This is a genomic window from Rhizobium nepotum 39/7, assembly GCF_000949865.1.
Taxonomy (GTDB): domain Bacteria; phylum Pseudomonadota; class Alphaproteobacteria; order Rhizobiales; family Rhizobiaceae; genus Agrobacterium; species Agrobacterium nepotum.
The window spans coordinates 1-19,339 of the sequence record NZ_JWJH01000014.1 but is presented as its reverse complement, the minus strand read 5'-3'; the positions used below and the strand labels follow the sequence as shown (position 1 = coordinate 19,339).

Sequence of the window (19,339 nt, the reverse complement as noted above, 5' to 3'; positions counted from 1 at the left end):
TGCTGCAATGCAGCAACAGAAGAAGCCCGGAAGGTCATTCCGGGTTTTTTCTATTCCCTTCCTGTCATGAACGTGTTACCAGCCCTCGCCAACTTCCAAGCAATCCTTGCAGGGCGCCGGGGTGAACTTTTCGTTCCGGAACGGCCACGCATTTTCATTATGAAGGAATTTGGTCATGGCACGCATCATTCAAACACCCACTGGTTTGGACGCTCTCACATTTGACGATGTGTTGCTGCAACCCGGGCATTCCGAAGTCATGCCTGGACAGACGAATATCGCAACCCGCATTGCCCGCGATATCGATCTCAACCTTCCGATCCTCTCTTCCGCAATGGATACGGTCACCGAAAGCCGTCTTGCCATCGCCATGGCGCAGGCCGGCGGCATCGGTGTCATCCACCGTAACCTGACCCCCATCGAACAGGCCGAAGAAGTCCGGCAGGTGAAGAAGTTCGAAAGCGGCATGGTCGTCAACCCGGTCACCATCGGCCCGGACGCCACGCTTGCCGAAGCGCAGGCGCTGATGAAGGCGCATAGCATTTCCGGCATTCCGGTGGTTGAAAACGGTGGTTCCGGCGGTCACAAGAATGGCCGCCTCGTCGGCATTCTGACGAACCGCGACGTGCGGTTCGCTTCCGATCCGCAGCAGAAGATCTACGAACTGATGACCCGCGAAAACCTGGTCACGGTCAAGGAAAGCAGCGTCGATCAGCAGGAAGCGCGCCGCCTGCTGCACAAGCACCGCATTGAAAAACTGCTGGTGGTGGATGGAAAAGGCAATTGCGTCGGCCTCATCACCGTCAAGGATATCGAGAAGTCGCAGCTGAACCCCTACGCCACCAAGGATGTGCAGGGCCGTCTTCGCGCCGCCGCCGCCATCAGCGTCGGTGCCGATGCCATCGAGCGTGCCGAGCGCCTGATCGATGCCGGTGTCGACCTTCTGGTGGTTGATACGGCACATGGTCATTCGCAGCGCGTGCTCGATGCCGTTTCGCAGGTCAAGAAGATGTCGAACTCCGTTCGCATCCTTGCCGGCAACGTTGCGACTGCCGACGGCACCAAGGCGCTGATCGATGCCGGCGCCGATGGCGTCAAGGTCGGTATCGGCCCCGGCTCCATCTGCACCACCCGCATCGTCGCCGGCGTCGGCGTTCCACAGCTTGCCGCGATCATGGCCTCGGTCGAAGTGGCCAATGCCGCCGATATTCCTGTTATCGCCGATGGCGGCATCAAGTTCTCGGGCGATCTGGCGAAGGCCATTGCCGCCGGTGCCTCCGCCGTCATGATCGGCTCGCTTTTGGCCGGCACGGATGAAAGCCCGGGCGAAGTGTTCCTCTATCAGGGCCGTTCCTTCAAGGCCTATCGCGGCATGGGTTCCGTTGGTGCCATGGCGCGCGGTTCCGCCGACCGTTATTTCCAGGCGGAAGTGCGCGACACGCTGAAGCTCGTGCCGGAAGGTATCGAAGGTCAGGTTCCCTACAAGGGACCGGTTTCCGGCGTCCTGCACCAGTTGGCCGGTGGCCTGAAAGCCGCCATGGGTTATGTCGGCGGCAGCAACATCAAGGAATTCCAGGAACGCGCCACCTTCGTGCGCATCTCCAGCGCGGGCTTGCGCGAAAGCCACGCCCATGACGTGACGATCACCCGCGAAAGCCCGAACTACCCCGGCGCGGTTTGATCTTTCGAGGCGAATCCGTAAAAGGATACTGAGTATTTGGCGCTCCCCGATTCATGCCGGATCGGGGAGCGTTTTTTATGATTGGAGGAGAAAGCATGTCGCCGACCACCGCAATGTTCTGGCCGATGATCGCCCATGCTTTTCTTGTCTTCGCTCTTTACGCATTGCTTCTCTATCGGCGCAAAACATGCACGCTGACAGATCGAGAAGCCGTCCTCAGATATCGTGAAACGGGCGAGGAGGGGCGCGAAAGCCATCTGGTCAACAGGAACATCGTCAACCAGTTCGAACTCCCTGTTCTCTTTCATGCCATCTGCCTCCTGCTTTATATTACCGACGCCGATAATATCGTCACCGTTGTTCTGGCCTGGCTCTTCGTTATTTCCCGCTATGTGCATTCTTACGTGCACGTCACCAGTAATCGTCTGCGTTATCGTGCTCCGCTCTTCGGCATCGGTTTCGCCATTCTGGTTTGCCTTTGGGGTTGGCTCGCCATCTGGCTGGCTCTGGAGTGACAGCCGCCGTCCCGGTGTTTGGGAACCGCTGGCCATCGAGGAAACAGCGCTCACGTAAATGTGTGGCGTCGCTTGCGCCCGCCTCATTCCCCATGAGATGATCTGCGTTATCCTGCTTGATACATCCGTGCGTTCAAGGAGGACAGGGCGATGGACAAGCCTAAGATTACGCAGGCCATGATCGACGCTTACGATGAATATACCCATCTCAGCCTCGACCGCCGCAAATTCATGGAAAAGCTCACCCTGCTTGCCGGGTCGGGTGCGGCTGCGGCTGCAATCGCGCCGCTTCTTTCGGCCAACAGCGCCCGTGCGGCAATCGTCGCTGCGGATGATGCGGGGATTGTTGCCGAAGAGGTGACGTATCCCGCCCCCGCTGGCGAGATGAAGGGTTATCTCGTCACGCCGAAATCGGTTTCCGGCCCCATCGGCTCGGTCATCGTAATCCACGAGAATCGGGGCCTCAACGACCACATCCGCGATGTGGCAAGACGCGTGGCGCTCGCCGGTTTCCGGGCGCTTGCGGTTGATTTCCTGTCGCCGCAAGGCGGCACGCCCTCGGATGAGGATAAGGCGCGGGAGATGTTCAGCGGTCTCGACATGGACGCAACGGTTGCCAATGCCGAGGCAGGCCGGGTGTGGCTTGCCGCAAGGCAGGGTGCGAACGGCAAGGTCGGTGCAGTCGGTTTCTGCTGGGGTGGCGGGCTGGTCAACCGTTTCGCCACCAAATCGGCGGGCCTGAATGCCGGTGTCGCCTATTACGGCCAGCAACCGCCAGCGGCCGATGTGCCAGCCATCAAGGCGCCCTTGCTTTTACAATATGCGGGTCTGGATGAGCGCATCAATGCCGGTATAGATGCCTATAAGAAGGCGCTGGAGGAAAACGGCAAGACCTTCGAAATCTTTGTCTATGACGGTGTCAACCACGCCTTCAACAACGATACCTCCTCGGCGCGATACGACAAAGCCGCCGCCGATCTTGCCTGGGGCCGCACGACGGAGTTCTTCAAAAAATATTTGGCGTGATGGGTTAGTAGTGGGTTCTCGACGCTGCCGGTTGTTTCTTCTCCCCGCCGGGGAGAAGGTCGCGGCAGCGGGATGAGGGGGCAAAGGTGCGGTCTATCGCTGAGGTTGCCCCCTCATCCGACCCTTCGGGCCACCTTCTCCCCGGCGGGGAGAAGAAACAAGTGGCACCCAATCAAACGCCGCCAGCCCCGCGTTTCAAATGCTCATCGAGCCGGGGCATGATTTCCACGAAGTTGCAGGGCATGTGGCGGTAGTCGAGTTGGGCTTTGAGGATGCCGTCCCAGGCATCCTTGCAGGCGCCGGGAGAACCGGGCAGCACGAAGATGAAGGTGGCATTCGCCACGCCGCCGGTTGCCCGCGATTGAATGGTGGCGGTGCCGATCTTTTCATAGGAAATGCGATGGAAAATGGCGGAAAAGCCGTCCATGCGCTTTTCGAATAACGGTTCCAGCGCCTCGGGCGTCACGTCACGACCGGTAAAGCCCGTGCCGCCGGTGGTGATGACCACATCCACACCCTCGGCAAGTGTCCAGTCGCGTACGGTGTTGAAAATGGCGGCCTTATCGTCGGCCACGATGGCGCGGGCGGCGACATGGTGCCCGGCTTCCTTAATCCGCGCGACAAGCGTATCGCCGGACTTGTCATTCTCCAGCGTGCGGCTGTCCGATACGGTCAAAACCGCGATGCCGAGGGGAATGAAGGGTCTTTCGCCAGCCATGGCCTTATCCTCGAATTGTGTGGTCTTCAGATGGTCCGCGTCGCCTGAAAATACCAGCCGGGGCGTTTGTTTCGAAGCGATGTTTCCGCTTTTCGGGCAGCCTCCAAGGAATGAAAAACCCCGAAACAGGTGGCGCCCGAACCGGACATGCGCACGAGGGAAGCACCTTCCTGCGACAGCATCCCGGCGATTTCACCAATCTCCGGCAGCAGCGCCTTGGCGGGCGCTTCCAGATCATTGCGGCTTTGTGTAAGAAAATCCACCCATCCGGCTGCTTTCCGTTCCGGCAGGGGCGGATTGGTCTTGTCGAGCAATCGCCGGAAAATCTCCGGCGTCGAGACGGCTTTCAGCGGATTGGCGAGCAGCAGAAAGAGTTCCGGCAGATCGGAGACCGGCTCGATATCCTCGCCGATGCCGCGCGCGATAAGTGCACGGCTTTCAAGGCACATCGGCACATCCGCGCCAAGCGTAAGGGCGAGAGAGGCAAGCTTGTCCGGCTCTATCCCGGCATTCCAGTGCCGCAATAGCGCCCGCAGCGTCGCCGCCGCATCTGCCGAGCCGCCGCCGATGCCGGAGGCGACCGGCAGGTTCTTTTCGAGATGAATGGCGACCGCGCGCGCGGGTTGACTCGTTGCTACAAGCGCATCGCGCAACAGGTCCCGGGCGCGGATAACGAGATTGTCGCCGCCATCGCCCGCCCGCAGAAGGTCGCCGAAGGGACCGGAGATCGAGAAGGTGTCGGTATCGGCATCGCGAATGCGGATCGCGTCGCCCGCCTCGGTGAATGTCACCAGCGTTTCGAGCAGATGATAACCATCCGCCCGCTGACCGGTCACATGCAGTGCCAGATTGATCTTGGCCGGGGCCGCCTCGATTGTTTCGACAGCCCCGGTAACCTCATCCGCCCGCATGCCGCGTCAGGATTTCTTGTCCGGGGCAGGGGTGGTGGGGGCCGGTGCTGGCGGAGCCGGCGGTTGCGGCGCGGCTTCCTTCTTGGCAGTGTTTTCGGCGTCCTTTTCCAGCGGCGGCAGGCCGTTGGCGATCTTTTCCTTCACCTTGGCCTTGTCCAGATCGTCATTGTCGCCAATCAGCGCACGGTTCCACTGATATACGGCCTCGATCTTGCGGCCGACGCGCCAATAGGCGTCGCCCAGATGATCGTTGATGGTCTGGTCGCCGGCCTTGAGCTCGATAGCCCGTTCCAGTTCCGTCACGGCCTGGTCAAATGCGCCCAGCCGGTAATGCGCCCAGCCCAGCGAATCGACGATGTAACCGTCATTCGGCCGAAGCTCGACCGCACGGCTGATCATCTTCATCGCTTCATCGAGGTTGATGCCCTTGTCCACCCAGGAATAGCCGAGATAATTGAGCACCTGCGGCTGTTCCGGGTTGAGTTCGAGCGCACGCTTGAAGTCCGGCTCGGCCTTGTCCCATTCCTTCAGGCGCTCATGGGCGATGGCGCGCTGGAAGAACACGGTCCAGTCCGATTTCTGCGGCACGGCACCGATCACTTCGACGGCCTTGTCGTAATTTTCGGCCATGGCCTTGTAGTCCTTGGCGTCGGAAAGCACGCTGCCATAGGCGAGATAAGACCGGATGTCCTTCGGGTCGGATTGCAGCAGGGATTGCAGGTGTTTGCGCGCTTCGTCCACCTTGTCCGTCTGCGCCAGCGTCAGCCCGAGCTGAAGCTCGGAGATGCGGTACATCGGCGAATCCTTCGGCACGTCGCGGTAGAAGGCAATGGCGCGGTCGGGCTGTTTCATCGCCTCGGCAAGTCCGCCGAGAAGGATCAGCGTATCGGCGCTTTGCGGATCGAGCGCCCGAGAGGTCTGAAGGTAAAGCGTGACGATCTCTTCAGCGCCTTCGCGGTTCAGCGCGCCCGCGATGGAAAACATCACGGAAGCGGCGCCTTCGACGGCATTGGTGATCTGCTGCTGCGGTTTCTCACCATTCTCGATGGCCTGGCGAAGCGCTTTCAGCGGCGCGTAATTCGGCGCAAAAGTATCGCCGACCGCAATCGCGTCCAGCGCCTTCTGCTTGTTGCCGGCGGAAGCCTCCAGTCGTGCAAGCGCCATCACCGCCCGCATATAGGTGTCGGAAGCGGTTGCCCCGCCTTCGCGGTCCGTCACCGCTTCGTTCAGGCTCTTGCGGGCGGCATCGGTGTTACCAGAGACAAGCGCGATCGCCGCCGCATTGTACTTCTGGAAAATCGAGATCCAGCCTGGACCCTTCATATTGTTGACGAGCGCCAGCGCTTCCTTCGGCTTGCCGGAACCGGCGCGCGCCCAGGCGGTCAAAAGCGTGTTGACCATGCGGTCGAGATCGTTCGGGCCGGTATATTTCAGGATTTTCTCGGCCTTGACGAATTCCTTGTCCTTGATGGCATCGAGACCGCGCACGATGGTCGTCACGCGTTCGACGGAGCTGTCGTCCTTCATCGAATCGGCAATCTTGGCGCCGGCCTCGAAATTGCCGCTCAAAAGTTCGGCGATCATCAGGCGCTGGCGGATTTCAAAATTGGCCGGATCGTATTCCAGCGCCTTCTTGTAGAGCGAAATCGCGGTGGGATAGTCCTGATCGACATCGGCATTGCGCGCGGCGAGGAAGGCACCGGAGAAGGTGTTTACCTTGGCAGGATCGAAAGTAACGGCCTTGGTTTCCGTTTTCGTCTCCGCAAAGCCGGGGCTTGCACCCGCGCCAAGTGCGAGAGCGGCGGCGAGAGCCGCGCTGCAAAGAAGACGAAGTGCTGGTTTACGCCGCATGAGGGAACCCTTGCCTTTGTGCAGAAGCACGGAAAAATCAGTTTCCATTGTTTGGTCACGATAGAATGGCTTTTTTGAAGCAACCCCGCAACAAATTATGGCCCGGGCCACAATCTCTCCTTGCGGGGCGTCTGGTGCGAAACATCAGGCGGATGGTCTTGTCCATCCGCCGTTCGCCCCGCCTTTAGCGTCAGTTGAGACGCTCGATGCAGAAGTCGATGACTTCCAGAAGCGCGTTTTTCCACGGACTCTGCGGCAGCGGCGCAAGGGCATCGCGGGCAATGGTGCCGTAATGCGTGGCGCGGCCGATCGTGTCGCCAAGACCGTTGTATTTGGTGATGAGGCCGAGCGCCTTTTCGAGGTTCTCATCGCTGCTTTCGCCGTTTTCGATGGCGTTGCGCCAGAAGGCGCGCTCGTCCGGCGTGCCACGACGATAGGAAAGAATGACCGGCAGCGTGATCTTGCCCTCGCGGAAATCATCGCCGGTATTCTTGCCGAGATCGGCGGATTTGCCGCCATAATCCAGCACGTCGTCAACGAGCTGGAAGGCGAGGCCGAGATTCATGCCGTAGGATTTCAGGGCGCTGCGGCTTGCCTTGTCGGTTTTGGCGACAATGGGGCCAACTTCCGCCGCCGCCGCGAAAAGGGCGGCCGTCTTGGCGCGGATGACCTGAAGATAGTCGTCCTCGGTCGTTTCCATGTTCTTGGCGACCGAAAGCTGCAACACTTCGCCTTCGGCGATCACGGAAGCGGCGGTGGACAGCACGTCGAGTGCATCCAGCGAGCCGACATCCACCATCATCCGGAACGCCTGGCCGAGCAGGAAGTCGCCGACAAGAACGCTCGCCTGGTTGCCCCAGATGGTGCGGGCGGTGGACTTGCCGCGGCGCAGGTCGCTTTCGTCCACCACGTCGTCATGCAGAAGCGTCGCCGTGTGCATGAATTCCACGCTGGTGGCGAGCTTGATGTGATTGTCGCCCTCGTAACCGAACAGGGAAGCCGAAGCGAGCGTCAGCATCGGCCGCAGGCGTTTCCCCCCCGACGAGATCAGATGATTGGCCACTTCGGGTATCATCTGGACATCGGAACCGGCTCTGGAAAGGATAAGCTGGTTCACCCGTTCCATGTCGGCACGGGTCAGGTCGACAAGCGGCTTGACGGATGCGAGTTTGTTTTTGCTTTCTTCAAGCGGTATGACGACGCCCAAGGGACAGGACTCCTGTTCGAATTTGAATTCGACAATAAAAACTGGCGCCTGTCGCGGCAAGGGGCGAATTGCCGCTAGCCATTCAAAAAGTTGGGAATTTAGGGCTTATCCATGCGTGAACTGATCCGAACCAACGATGCCGTGCTGTTGTCCTTCGCCGAAAGCCTGATGAAGGATGCCGGTATCCACTGCCTAATTGCCGATCAGGCGATGAGCATTCTGGAAGGTTCGCTCGGTCTTTTGCCCCGAAGGTTCCTTGTGGAGGAGGACCGTGCCGGTCAGGCCCGCCGCATTTTAACGGATGCCGGACTGGGCGACGAATTGCGCAACGAAGAGGCTTAAGCGGACGTGGGCGGCGATATTTCGGAAACTCTGGATGCGTTTCACCGGGGCCGGTTTCACATCATCCAGCCCAAGGGCAGGGGGCACCGGGCCGGCATGGACGCCATGCTTCTGGCCTCGCTGGTGGCGGACGAGCGCGCCTGCCGCATTGCTGATCTCGGTGCTGGCGCGGGCGCGGCCGGCATCGCGGTTGCAGCCCGGCTCGAAAAGGCTGAAATAACCCTGTTCGAGCGCTCGCCGGAAATGGTGGAATTTGCCCGCCGCAGCCTGGCATTGCCGGAAAACGCCGCTTTTTCCGCGCGTGTCAGCGTGCGCGAGGCCGATGTGACCCTGCGTGGCAAGACCCGTGTCGGGACAGGTTTGTTGGACGGGCATTTTCATCACGTCATCATGAACCCGCCCTATAATGATGCGGGCGACCGCCGCACGCCTGACGCGCTGAAGGCCGAGGCCCACGCCATGACGGACGGTCTGTTCGAGGACTGGATCAGGACCGCAGGCGCGATCACGGTTCCGGGCGGGCAGCTTTCCCTGATTTCACGGCCGCAATCGGTGGCGGAAATCCTGGCCGCCTGCGGCAGCCGTTTCGGCGGCATAGAGATCACGCTCATCCATCCGCGACCCGGCGAGGATGCGGTGCGCATGCTTGTCACCGGGATCAAGGGTTCGCGCGCGCGGCCGTCGTTTCGGGCGCCGCTCGTCATGCACGAGGCTGGCAGCCACGCTTTCACGCCCTTCGTCGATGACCTGAGCAATGGCCGCGTCGCCTATCGCCGTAATGTGAAGGCAATCAGGTCCGGCCTATAAATTCGCCGTGACGCCGGTCGCAAGCCATTGTGTTTTCCCGGGCGATACATACATCCCTGACGTACGGTGGTTCCCGACGTAGGGGGCATCCGTGACGAACATGCAATTGCTTGTGAGGATTGAGTTGTGGGTTTTCTGAAGTATCTGGTACCGAAACGTTTCCGCAAAAAAGAACTCGTCATTCCGGTCGTGCGAATGCACGGCGCCATTATGGCGGGCGGCAACCAGTTTCGTCCTGCTCTCAATCTCGCCTCCTATGCGCCTCTGCTGGAAAAGGCCTTCGCCATTAAGGATGCGCCGGCCGTTGCCATTTCCGTGAATTCTCCCGGCGGTTCGCCGGTGCAGGCGCGGATGATCTATAATCGCATTCGCCAGCTCGCCGAGGAAAAGGACAAGAAGGTCCTGATCTTCGTGGAGGACGTGGCGGCCTCTGGCGGCTACATGATAGCGCTTGCCGGCGACGAGATCATCGCCGACCCGACCTCCATCGTCGGTTCGATCGGCGTCGTCTCGGGCGGCTTCGGTTTTCCGGAAATGCTGAAGAAGCTCGGGGTGGAGCGTCGCGTCTATACCGCCGGCGAGAACAAGGTCATCCTCGATCCCTTCCAGCCGGAAAAGGAAGGCGATATCGATTACCTGAAGTCGCTTCAGGTCGAAATCCACAATGTTTTCATCGATATGGTCAAGATGCGCCGTGGCGCGAAGCTAAAGGGCGATGAGACGATCTTCTCCGGCCTGTTCTGGACCGGCATGCGTGGTCTGGATCTCGGCCTGATCGACGGTTTGGGCGACATGAGAGACGTCCTGCGCCGCCGTTACGGGACAAAGGTCAGGCTTCAGCTCGTCACCGGCGGGCGCTCGCTGTTCGGCAAAAAAGTGCCGGGCGTGAATGCGGCGCTCGGTCTCAATGCCGAACGGCTCGCAGCAGGCGCCGTATCGGGGCTTGCAGAGGTCGCCGAAGAAAAGGCATTGTGGTCGCGTTTCGGTCTGTGATGTCGCGGGAATAGGGCCTTATGGCGCAGCTTATTACAATCATTCTTCTGGTGGTGGGATCCGTCATCCTCTACCGCCGTTTCGTTCGTGATGCCGAAAAGCTCTCCGCGAAATCGAAACAGCGCGAGAAGGAACGCGAGACCGGCGCGATCGGCACGCTGATCAAGGATCCTGAAACCGGTGAATACCGCGTGAAGCGTGAGGACGAGGCGTGATCGACCCCTGATGGTGCTTTGGCAGCTCCGTCTCGCACATGGCATCACTGATATGGCGTTAACCCAGTCATCAGCTTTTCCTGGTGGACTATAGTTTGTTCGGGCGTCTTCCATGGAAATATGCAAGTAACGCGCAGTGATATTTGAAAGCGCTGTATGACGTCTATTTGAACCGGTTCCGGTCGTGGCCCTCGTGCAGCCGGCTGCGCGGGGGCATCGTTGCAAAAGGTTCATTCCATCCAGTTTCTGCGGGCTCTGGCGGCGCTGTCCGTGTTGTTTTTCCATATTGTCGGACCGTCATTCACCATCGGCGCCGCAGGCGTGGATGTATTTTTCATCATTTCCGGCCTGATTATGGGAATGGTCGCCGACAAGGCGCCACCCGGCCAGTTTTTATACCATCGCCTTCTGCGCATCGCGCCTTTGTACTGGGCCGTTACGCTTGTCATGTGTCTCGGCGCGATGGCCGGTGTCTTTTCCACGTTCAGTTTCACGATCGAGCAGCTGTGGAAATCGCTGCTGTTCATCCCCTACGCCAATGAGGCGGGCGAAGTGGCGCCGCTGGTGATCGTGGGCTGGACGCTCAATATGGAAATGTTATTTTATCTGGTCTTCACGGTCGGCCTGGCCGTGCGCGCGCCGATCGTGGTTACGGTCGCCGTCCTGTCCGTCATGGCCCTGTCGGGGCAGGTTGTGGATTGGCAATCCCCGTTGATGCAGATCTGGACATCGCCGCTCTTGCTGGAGTTTCTTGCCGGCCTTCTGCTTTCCCGCTTCGTTTCCGTCGGATTTCGCCATGGCGCGGCGGCGCTTGGTGTGGCCCTTGCGGGTTTTGCGCTGGCGGCTGTCATCGGCGAGCAATTTGGCCTGCTGCGGATCCTGAACTGGGGCATACCGGCCTTTTTGCTTGTTGCAGGATGCCTATGGATCGAAAAAGCCGGAGCGTGGCCGGTGCGATTGCTGAAACCGTTCGAGATCGTCGGCGATGCCTCCTATGCCCTTTATCTTTTGCACGGGCTGGTGATTTCAATCGTCCATAAAATCATTCAGCCCGGCCTGATGGCAGGCGCGGTGATCGTGATCGTTGCTTTGGTCGTGTCGATAGGTGCGCACCTCCTCTTCGAAAAGCCGCTTGTAAAACTGTTCAGGAAACTCGGACAGGCGGGCGGCGGCGGTGCCAGGTCAAGCCGGGTGGCCGGCTGAGGCAGAAGCGCCGGTCAGGACGGGCCGGTGCGCATAAATCCTTGACCCCTTCGCCATGCCGTGGCACCAGTCCGCATCCAAAGTAAGTCAGTGCTTACTTGTCCTCCTAACGCCGCGATGACTGCAATGACCGATATTCCAGACCATATGAACCCCAAGCGTTCCTTTCAGGCGCTTATCCTGACGCTGCACAATTACTGGGCCGACAAGGGCTGCGCGGTGTTGCAGCCCTATGATATGGAAGTGGGCGCGGGTACGTTTCATCCGGCGACGACGCTGCGCGCACTTGGGCCACGGCCGTGGAAGGCCGCCTATGTGCAGCCATCGCGCCGCCCTTCCGATGGCCGTTACGGGGAAAACCCCAACCGGCTCCAGCATTATTACCAATATCAGGTCATTCTGAAGCCTAACCCTTCCAATCTTCAGGAGCTGTATCTCGGTTCGCTGAAGGCGATCGGTCTCGATCCGCTGCTGCATGACGTGCGCTTCGTCGAAGACGACTGGGAAAGCCCGACGCTGGGCGCCTGGGGTCTCGGCTGGGAATGCTGGTGCGATGGCATGGAAGTGTCGCAATTCACCTACTTCCAGCAGGTCTGCGGCATCGAATGCTCGCCGGTCGCCGGCGAACTGACCTATGGTCTGGAACGTCTGGCCATGTATGTTCAGGGCGTCGACAATGTCTACGACCTGAACTTCAACGGCCGCGAAGGCGAAGAGAAGATCTCCTATGGCGACGTCTTCCTTCAGGCGGAGCAGGAATATTCCCGCCACAACTTCGAATTTGCCGATACCGGCATGCTGCATCGCCATTTCATCGACGCGGAAAAGGAGTGCCAGGCGCTTCTCGCCGCCGGTGCGCCGGGCGACGACGCCAACCAGCGCCTGCATAAATGCGTGTTCCCGGCCTATGACCAGTGCATCAAGGCAAGCCATGTCTTCAACCTTCTTGATGCGCGCGGCGTGATCTCGGTGACGGAACGCCAGAGCTATATCCTGCGTGTGCGCACGCTGGCGAAAGCCTGCGGCGAAGCCTTCCTGCTGACGGATGCAGGCGGGCTGAACTGGAACAGGGCCGCCTGATTTCAACGGCAAGCTCTCGTCAAAAGTTTTAGTGAATTTGAAAGGCCGTTCTTGACGGCCTTTTATTTTGTGTGATTGGTATGCCGAATATAGCGATGGATTTAAGCATGAGTAATATTAGAAATTTCTGTTTTTTATTCGCATTTACACTGGGATGTCTCCTCGGCAATGCTGCGGCTGCCGAAACGACAGATTGGATGAGCGGCAAGGATGCCTTTGCCCGCGCCGACAAGCTGCGTTCTTTCGGCATGATCGTCACCCGCATGGAGTGCAAGGACAGCGGCCAGCGCTCTCTCGATGTGGGTAGCGCGCTCGTCCGCATGCACTACACGCGCAATACGAAAATGCTCGACTGGGTTATAGACGGCTGGAACCATCTGGAAGGAAACAAGGAATATTGGGCCGAACGCGGCTACAGGCTTGCCTCCTATACTCTGTTCGTACGCAAGGTATCCGGCCTGAAATTGTATTGTACCGTCTTCTATAAATAACGGACGTTTGCTTCTCGCAGTGTGTCTCTTCTGGCAAAAACGCAGAGAATGACCGAAGCCTCATGACTTTGCGGCAATGAGCGGCTATCGTTACGTGCAACGAAGCTGGGAATCGCAATTCATGTTCATCACGCTGGCAATCATCGCGGCAATCGCGCTCTATGTCGTCTTCATCTATAATGGCCTAGTCAAGGCGCGGCAGATGAAGGAAGAGGCGTGGTCGGGCATCGACGTGCAGCTGAAACGCCGCGCCGATCTCATCCCCAACCTCATCGAGACCGTGAAGGGTTACGCGGCGCATGAAAAAAGCACCTTCGAGGAGGTGATTGCCATGCGCAACCGGGCGCAGGCCGTGCCGGCTGGCGACGTCGAGGGGCGCGCCCAGGCGGAAGGCATGCTGTCGCAGGCGCTTGGCAAGCTCTTTGCGCTCGCCGAAGCCTATCCCGATCTCAAGGCCAACACGAACTTTCTGGAATTGCAGCGCTCGCTGGAAACCATCGAAGGCGAACTCCAGATGTCGCGCCGTTATTACAATGGCGCCGCGCGCGATCTGAACGTCAAGGTGGAAAGCTTCCCCTCCAATCTGGTCGCCGGCCAGTTCGGTTTTGCGAAGGCGCCCTATTTCGAGATCGACAACCCGGCCGACCGTGCCGTGCCGACCGTGAAATTCTGATACGGCTGTCACTGGGGTCAGAACCCTCCCGCTCAAATTCCAATAGTCCGGCTCTCCGCCGCATTCTTTGACAAGACGACGATCATGATCGAACTGACCATAACTCCGCCCGGCCACCCGCTCTCCGGTAAGGTCGAGCCGCCCGGCTCCAAATCCATCACCAACCGCGCGCTTCTCCTCGCTGGTCTCGCCAAGGGCAAAAGCCGTCTGACCGGCGCGCTGAAAAGCGATGATACGCTTTATATGGCCGAAGCCCTGCGCGCGATGGGCGTGAAGGTAACCGAGCCGGACGCCACGACCTTTGTGGTGGAGGGTACAGGTGTGTTGCAGCAACCGGAAAAGCCGCTTTTCCTCGGCAATGCCGGCACGGCGACGCGGTTCCTCACGGCGGCTGCCGCTCTCGTGGACGGTGCCGTCATCATCGATGGCGACGAGCACATGCGCAAACGCCCGATCATGCCGCTGGTGGAAGCGCTGCGTTCGCTCGGTGTCGAGGCGGATGCGCCGACCGGCTGCCCGCCCGTTACCGTCTGCGGCAAGGGCACAGGTTTCCCGAAGGGCAGCGTCACCATCGACGCCAACCTTTCCAGCCAGTATGTGTCCGCACTTTTGATGGCCGCCGCCTGCGGCGACAAACCGGTGGACATCATCCTCAAGGGCGAGGAAATCGGCGCCAAGGGTTATATCGATCTCACCACATCAGCCATGGAAGCCTTTGGCGCCAGGGTGGAGCGGGTCAGCAACGCCATCTGGCGCGTGCATCCGACCGGCTACACGGCGACAGATTTCCACATCGAACCGGACGCCTCCGCCGCCACCTACCTCTGGGGTGCGGAGCTTCTGACCGGCGGTGCTATCGATATCGGCACGCCCGCCGACAGGTTCACCCAACCGGATGCCAAGGCCTATGAGGTCATGGCGCAGTTTCCGCATCTGCCCGCTGAAATCGACGGTTCCCAGATGCAGGACGCCATTCCGACCATTGCGGTTCTGGCCGCCTTCAACGAGACGCCGGTGCGTTTCGTCGGCATCGCCAATCTGCGCGTCAAGGAATGCGACCGCATCCGCGCCGTCTCGCTCGGCCTCAATGAAATCCGTGACGGTCTGGCGCATGAGGAAGGCGACGACCTGATCGTGCATGCCGATCCGGCACTGGCGGGCCAGACGGTCAATGCCTCCATCGATACCTTTGCTGATCACCGCATCGCCATGAGCTTTGCGCTCGCGGCGCTCAAGATCGGCGGCATCGCCATTCAGAACCCGGCCTGCGTGGCCAAGACCTATCCGGACTACTGGAAGGCGCTCGCTTCGCTCGGCGTCGACTACACCGAAAAGGAAAGCGCTGCCGAGCCGCAGCATTGAAACTGGCTGGAGGAAACCGCCCGTGAAGACCATCGCCGCAAGACTTTTCGCGCTGCTCGTCTTCTTGGGCGCGGCCTTTCCGGCCTTTGCGGAAGAGTTTATCCGTTCCTACCATTCCGTCGTGGAAGTGGCGACGGACGGCAAGCTGGCGGTGACGGAAACCATCACCGCCCGCGCCGAAGGCCAGAACATCAAACGCGGTATCTTTCGTGATTTCCCGCTTTATGTGCTGGATGCGAATGACCGCCGCACAAAAGTCGATTTCAACGTCGTGTCGGTGGAGCGGGACGGCGCGCCGGAAGACTGGCGCACCGAAAATATCGATGGTGGCATCCGCATTTACACCGGCAGCGCTGACCGGTTTCTGCCGACCGGCGAGCATATCTTCCAGATCACCTACACCACTGCCCGGCAGATCCGTTATTTCAGCGATTATGACGAACTCACCTGGAACGTTACCGGTAATGGCTGGCAGTTCCCGATGGGCGAAATTTCTGCGACCGTGGTTTTACCGGAAGGCGTGAAGGCAACCGAAACGGCCGTCTTTACCGGCGCTTATGGCGCAAAAGGCAAAGATGCGCGGGTTCTGAGCGAAGGCAACGAGGTATTCTTCGCCTCCACCCGTCCGTTTTCGGTGGGCGAAGGCATGACGGTTGCCGTCAAGCTGCCGAAGGGCGCAATCGCCGCGCCTGATACTTCGCAGGAGGCGGGCTGGTGGCTGCGCGACAATCTGGCCATCCTGCTTTCGGGCGGTGGGCTTTTCGCCATTTTGCTGTATTATCTGAGGGCATGGTTCGCCGTGGGCCGAGATCCGGCCAAAGGCGTGGTGGTGCCGCGCTGGGATGCGCCGGAGGGTCTTTCTCCGGCTCTGGTCAACTACGTCGATAACCGCGGTTTTTCCGGCGCGGGCTGGACAGCGCTCTCCGCTACAGCACTTGATCTCGCGGTAAAGGGATATGTCGTTCTGGAGGATTTGAAGAGCGCCATCGTCATCCGCCGCACGAAAAAGGAAACCGCTGCCGATCTGCCGACCGGGCAGAAGACGCTGCTCTCCTCCATCGGCGGTCCGGGCAAGGCGCTGACCATCGACAAGGCCAATGGTGCGGAAGTCGAAAAGGTTGGCAAACAGTTCCGCGCGGCGACAGAGAAAGAGCATCGCGGCAAATATTATCGCGGCAATGCCGGTTACACCGTGTTCGGCATCTTCCTCAGCATCGCCATCATCGTCGCGACGCTGGTGTTCGGCGATCTCGATGAAAACGCCATTGCCGCCGTTCTGGTCTTCGGCTTTTTCGCCTTCTTCTTCAGCATCCTGTCGATCGGCATCGGCCGGCAATTCTCGCGCGGAGCACCGTTGAAGAAGCGGATCGGCGGCATCGTCATGCTGGCCTTCGCCGGCTTCGTGGCGTTTTCGGTCATTGGCGGCATTGCCACGCAAATCCTGCTGGATGTGACGCATGATACGAAATCGCTGGCGCTGGCGGCCATCGGCGGCATCGTGTTGACCAATGCGCTTTTCCTGTTTTTGATGGGCGCGCCGACACCGCTCGGCCGCAAGCTGATGGACGGTATCGAGGGGCTCAGAACCTATCTGACGCTGGCGGAAAAAGACCGGATGAACACGGCGGGCGCGCCCGCCATGTCGCCGCAGCATTTCGAAAAATTGCTGCCCTATGCGGTGGCGCTCGGCGTGGAAAAACCCTGGAGCAGCACTTTTGAGACCTGGCTTGCCACAGCCGCCGCCGGTGCCGTCGCGGCAAGCTATGCGCCCGGCTGGTATGCGGGCAGCAATTACGGCAGCTTTGGCGACAGGATCGGCGGGTTTTCTTCGGCGATGGCGAGCACCATCGCCTCCACGATTCCTCAGCCCGTCAGTTCTTCCGGCTCCAGCTTTTCGGGCGGTGGCGGCGGCGGATTTTCCGGCTCTGGCGGCGGCGGTGGCGGCGGCGGCGGCTGGTAACGCCCGCCAGCGGTAATTTAACCGATAGCTGGTGACTTTTGCCGCTGGTCTTGCTAAGTCCGCGACACTCTTTTGCAACAGATTAAAGTCCTTATCCCATGCCCGATCTTCTGCTTGAACTTCGCTCCGAGGAAATCCCTGCCCGCATGCAGCGCAAGGCGGCGGGCGATCTGAAGAAACTCGTCACCGACGCTTTGGTGGAGAGAGGGCTGACCTACGAGGGTGCGCGTGAATATTGGACGCCGCGCCGCCTGACGCTGGATATTCGCGGCCTCAACGCCCGCTCCGCCGATGTGCGCGAGGAAAAGAAGGGCCCGCGCACCGACGCCAATGAAAAGGCCATCGAGGGCTTTCTGCGCGGCGCTGGTCTCGATGATATTTCGCAGGCTCAGGTCGTTTCCGACCCGAAGAAGGGCGATTTCTACGTCGCCATCATCAACAAACCCGGCCGTCCGGCAGAACAGATCATCGCCGAAGTGATGCCCGGCATCATCCGATCCTTCCCTTGGCCGAAATCCATGCGCTCCGGCCCGGCCTCCATGCCGAAGGGCTCGAGCTATGCCGGCATCGAAGGCAAGGGCTCGGAGAGCCTGCGCTGGGTGCGCCCGCTGCAATCCATCGTCTGCCTGTTTGGCCCCGAACATGACGAAACGCAGGTCATTCCCTTCGTGATAGACGGCATCGTTGCCGGCAACATCACCTATGGCCACCGTTTCCATGCACCCGGCCCGATCACCGTGCGCCGTTTCGAAGATTACGTGTCGAGCCTTGAAAAGGCGAAGGTCATCCTCGATGCCGACCGCCGCAAGGATATCATCCTGCACGATGCCAAGGACCTGGCATTCGCCAACGGTCTCGAACTGGTGGAAGACGAAGGCTTGCTGGAAGAAGTCTCCGGCCTCGTCGAATGGCCGCAGGTGCTGATGGGCACCTTCGAGGAAGATTATCTGCAAATCCCTGCGGAAATCATCCGGCTGACCATCAAGACCAACCAGAAGTGTTTCGTCACCCGCAATCAGGGCGCGGAAGAGGGGCTTTCCAACCGCTTCATCCTGATCTCGAACATCGAGGCCAGCGACGGTGGCAAGGAAATCATCCATGGCAACGGCAAGGTCGTGCGCGCCCGCCTGTCGGATGCCCGCCATTTCTGGAACCGCGACCAGGGCGATCTGCCCGATCTGGAAACGCTGAAGGAATCGGCTGCGAAATTCGGCCTCGATCTCAAAAAGCCGCTCGACCAGCGCATGGCCAAGCTCGATGCGCTGAACGTCACCTTCCATGCCAAGCTCGGCACGCAGGGTGAGCGCGTGAGCCGCATTCGCGAACTGGCGAAGGCGTTGGCTCCGGTCGTCGGTGCCGATGCTGATCTGGTGGACCGCGCTGTGGTACTGGCGAAAGCCGACCTGCGCACCGAAGCCGTCGGCGAATTCCCCGAGCTTCAGGGCTTGATGGGCCGCAAATATGCGGCTTTGCAGGGCGAAAACGAAAGCGTCGCGGCTGCCATCGAAGATCATTACAAGCCGCAGGGCCCCTCCGACCGCCTGCCGGCCGACAAGGTCGCCATCACCGTTGCTCTGGCGGATAAGCTCGATACGCTCGTCGGCTTCTGGGCCATCGATGAAAAGCCGACCGGTTCGAAGGACCCGTTTGCGCTGCGCCGTGCGGCGCTGGGCGTGGTACGCATCCTGCTCGAGCGGAATGTGCGTCTGCCGCTTCTAAGCGTCGTGAAGGACCCGGATCTTATCTCCTTCTTCCACGATCGCCTGAAAGTCTATCTGCGCGATCTCGGCGCCCGTTACGATCTGATCGACGCCGTTCTGACACCGGAATCCGATGATCTGCTGATGATCGCCCGCCGTGTCGAGGCGCTCACCGCCTTCATCACCGGTGAGGATGACAAGAACCTTCTGGCAGGCACCAAGCGCGCCACCCAGCTTCTGGCCGCCGAGGAAAAGAAGGGCACTGTGGTGGCGAACAGCGTTTCGGAAGAACTGCTGAAGCTCGACGCCGAAAAAGCGCTTTACGCGGCGATCAAGACGGCTTCTGCCGATGCCGCCAAGGCGGTTGAGGCAGAAGATTTCCGCTCCGCCATGCAGGCGCTTTCGACGCTTCGCGCCCCGGTCGACAGGTTCTTCGAGGATGTGCTCGTCAACGACGAGGATGCGGCCGTCCGCGCCAACCGTCTGGCGCTGCTGAAAGCCATTCGAGAAGTCACCGGCACGGTTGCGGATTTCTCGAAGATCACCGGGTGAAGACCTAACCGGGATGGTGGTGTGCTTGGTTCACCCCCCTCTGCCCTGCCGG

18 protein-coding genes are annotated in these 19,339 nt (G+C 60.1%); 14 read left to right on the top strand and 4 right to left on the bottom strand.

Going from position 1 to position 19,339, the window contains the following annotated elements:
- Nucleotides 1–175: 175 nt before the first annotated feature.
- From guaB to RS75_RS15535, 3 genes are all read left to right on the top strand, one after another.
- Entirely contained in the window at nt 176–1,681 is a 1,506-nt protein-coding gene (gene guaB, locus RS75_RS15545; RefSeq protein WP_045021941.1) for an IMP dehydrogenase, read from the top strand.
- Between the two features lie 113 nt (nt 1,682–1,794).
- Complete coding sequence (locus RS75_RS15540; RefSeq protein WP_045022051.1) at nt 1,795–2,196, top strand: MAPEG family protein; 402 nt, start codon at nt 1,795–1,797, stop codon at nt 2,194–2,196.
- A 150-nt stretch (nt 2,197–2,346) separates the two neighbouring features.
- Nucleotides 2,347–3,222 carry a dienelactone hydrolase family protein gene (locus RS75_RS15535; protein ID WP_045021940.1) on the top strand — a complete coding sequence of 292 codons (876 nt, stop codon included), beginning with the start codon at nt 2,347–2,349 and terminating at the stop codon, nt 3,220–3,222.
- A gap of 172 nt (nt 3,223–3,394) precedes the next feature.
- Here the strand turns inward: RS75_RS15535 and moaB are convergent, their stop codons facing one another.
- From moaB to RS75_RS15515, 4 genes are all read right to left on the bottom strand, one after another.
- Nucleotides 3,395–3,940 carry a molybdenum cofactor biosynthesis protein B gene (moaB, locus tag RS75_RS15530; RefSeq protein ID WP_045021939.1) on the bottom strand — a complete coding sequence of 182 codons (546 nt, stop codon included), beginning with the start codon at nt 3,938–3,940 and terminating at the stop codon, nt 3,395–3,397.
- A gap of 26 nt (nt 3,941–3,966) precedes the next feature.
- Nucleotides 3,967–4,851, bottom strand: a complete 885-nt coding sequence (locus RS75_RS15525; protein ID WP_045021938.1) for a 4-(cytidine 5'-diphospho)-2-C-methyl-D-erythritol kinase — start codon at nt 4,849–4,851, stop codon at nt 3,967–3,969.
- A 6-nt stretch (nt 4,852–4,857) separates the two neighbouring features.
- On the bottom strand, nt 4,858–6,702 hold the full coding sequence (locus tag RS75_RS15520; RefSeq protein WP_045022048.1) for a tetratricopeptide repeat protein: 1,845 nt from the start codon (nt 6,700–6,702) through the stop codon (nt 4,858–4,860).
- A gap of 190 nt (nt 6,703–6,892) precedes the next feature.
- Nucleotides 6,893–7,909 carry a polyprenyl synthetase family protein gene (locus tag RS75_RS15515; RefSeq protein WP_045022046.1) on the bottom strand — a complete coding sequence of 339 codons (1,017 nt, stop codon included), beginning with the start codon at nt 7,907–7,909 and terminating at the stop codon, nt 6,893–6,895.
- Nucleotides 7,910–8,020: 111 nt separating this feature from the next.
- On the opposite strand from RS75_RS15515, the gene RS75_RS15510 reads away from it, so the two are divergent.
- From RS75_RS15510 to glyS, 11 genes are all read left to right on the top strand, one after another.
- Nucleotides 8,021–8,251, top strand: a complete 231-nt coding sequence (locus RS75_RS15510; protein ID WP_045021937.1) for a putative signal transducing protein — start codon at nt 8,021–8,023, stop codon at nt 8,249–8,251.
- A 6-nt stretch (nt 8,252–8,257) separates the two neighbouring features.
- Nucleotides 8,258–9,058, top strand: coding sequence for a tRNA1(Val) (adenine(37)-N6)-methyltransferase (locus RS75_RS15505; RefSeq protein ID WP_045021936.1), 801 nt, complete (start codon nt 8,258–8,260; stop codon nt 9,056–9,058).
- 126 nt (nt 9,059–9,184) lie between these two features.
- Complete coding sequence (locus RS75_RS15500; protein ID WP_045021935.1) at nt 9,185–10,051, top strand: S49 family peptidase; 867 nt, start codon at nt 9,185–9,187, stop codon at nt 10,049–10,051.
- A gap of 20 nt (nt 10,052–10,071) precedes the next feature.
- Nucleotides 10,072–10,266, top strand: coding sequence for an NfeD family protein (locus tag RS75_RS15495; protein WP_004432742.1), 195 nt, complete (start codon nt 10,072–10,074; stop codon nt 10,264–10,266).
- A gap of 219 nt (nt 10,267–10,485) precedes the next feature.
- Nucleotides 10,486–11,469, top strand: coding sequence for an acyltransferase family protein (locus RS75_RS15490; protein ID WP_045021934.1), 984 nt, complete (start codon nt 10,486–10,488; stop codon nt 11,467–11,469).
- A 117-nt stretch (nt 11,470–11,586) separates the two neighbouring features.
- Nucleotides 11,587–12,549 carry a glycine--tRNA ligase subunit alpha gene (locus RS75_RS15485; RefSeq protein WP_045021933.1) on the top strand — a complete coding sequence of 321 codons (963 nt, stop codon included), beginning with the start codon at nt 11,587–11,589 and terminating at the stop codon, nt 12,547–12,549.
- A gap of 197 nt (nt 12,550–12,746) precedes the next feature.
- Complete coding sequence (locus RS75_RS15480; protein WP_234704283.1) at nt 12,747–13,040, top strand: hypothetical protein; 294 nt, start codon at nt 12,747–12,749, stop codon at nt 13,038–13,040.
- 121 nt (nt 13,041–13,161) lie between these two features.
- Complete coding sequence (locus tag RS75_RS15475; RefSeq protein ID WP_045022044.1) at nt 13,162–13,713, top strand: LemA family protein; 552 nt, start codon at nt 13,162–13,164, stop codon at nt 13,711–13,713.
- A gap of 84 nt (nt 13,714–13,797) precedes the next feature.
- Nucleotides 13,798–15,075, top strand: coding sequence for a 3-phosphoshikimate 1-carboxyvinyltransferase (locus RS75_RS15470; RefSeq protein ID WP_045021931.1), 1,278 nt, complete (start codon nt 13,798–13,800; stop codon nt 15,073–15,075).
- 22 nt (nt 15,076–15,097) lie between these two features.
- Nucleotides 15,098–17,035 carry a DUF2207 domain-containing protein gene (locus RS75_RS15465; protein ID WP_045021930.1) on the top strand — a complete coding sequence of 646 codons (1,938 nt, stop codon included), beginning with the start codon at nt 15,098–15,100 and terminating at the stop codon, nt 17,033–17,035.
- Nucleotides 17,036–17,133: 98 nt separating this feature from the next.
- Nucleotides 17,134–19,287 (top strand): glycine--tRNA ligase subunit beta, encoded by a 2,154-nt coding sequence (gene glyS, locus RS75_RS15460; RefSeq protein WP_045021929.1) that lies wholly within the window; start codon nt 17,134–17,136, stop codon nt 19,285–19,287.
- Nucleotides 19,288–19,339 lie beyond the last annotated feature (52 nt).

Coding starts and splice junctions, on each gene's coding strand:
- guaB (WP_045021941.1), top strand. CDS start 176: ATGGCACGCATCATTCAAACACCCACTGGTTTGGACGCTCTCACATTT.
- RS75_RS15540 (WP_045022051.1), top strand. CDS start 1,795: ATGTTCTGGCCGATGATCGCCCATGCTTTTCTTGTCTTCGCTCTTTAC.
- RS75_RS15535 (WP_045021940.1), top strand. CDS start 2,347: ATGGACAAGCCTAAGATTACGCAGGCCATGATCGACGCTTACGATGAA.
- moaB (WP_045021939.1), bottom strand. CDS start 3,940: ATGGCTGGCGAAAGACCCTTCATTCCCCTCGGCATCGCGGTTTTGACC.
- RS75_RS15525 (WP_045021938.1), bottom strand. CDS start 4,851: ATGCGGGCGGATGAGGTTACCGGGGCTGTCGAAACAATCGAGGCGGCC.
- RS75_RS15520 (WP_045022048.1), bottom strand. CDS start 6,702: ATGCGGCGTAAACCAGCACTTCGTCTTCTTTGCAGCGCGGCTCTCGCC.
- RS75_RS15510 (WP_045021937.1), top strand. CDS start 8,021: ATGCGTGAACTGATCCGAACCAACGATGCCGTGCTGTTGTCCTTCGCC.
- RS75_RS15495 (WP_004432742.1), top strand. CDS start 10,072: ATGGCGCAGCTTATTACAATCATTCTTCTGGTGGTGGGATCCGTCATC.
- RS75_RS15485 (WP_045021933.1), top strand. CDS start 11,587: ATGACTGCAATGACCGATATTCCAGACCATATGAACCCCAAGCGTTCC.
- RS75_RS15480 (WP_234704283.1), top strand. CDS start 12,747: ATGAGCGGCAAGGATGCCTTTGCCCGCGCCGACAAGCTGCGTTCTTTC.
- RS75_RS15475 (WP_045022044.1), top strand. CDS start 13,162: ATGTTCATCACGCTGGCAATCATCGCGGCAATCGCGCTCTATGTCGTC.
- RS75_RS15470 (WP_045021931.1), top strand. CDS start 13,798: ATGATCGAACTGACCATAACTCCGCCCGGCCACCCGCTCTCCGGTAAG.
- glyS (WP_045021929.1), top strand. CDS start 17,134: ATGCCCGATCTTCTGCTTGAACTTCGCTCCGAGGAAATCCCTGCCCGC.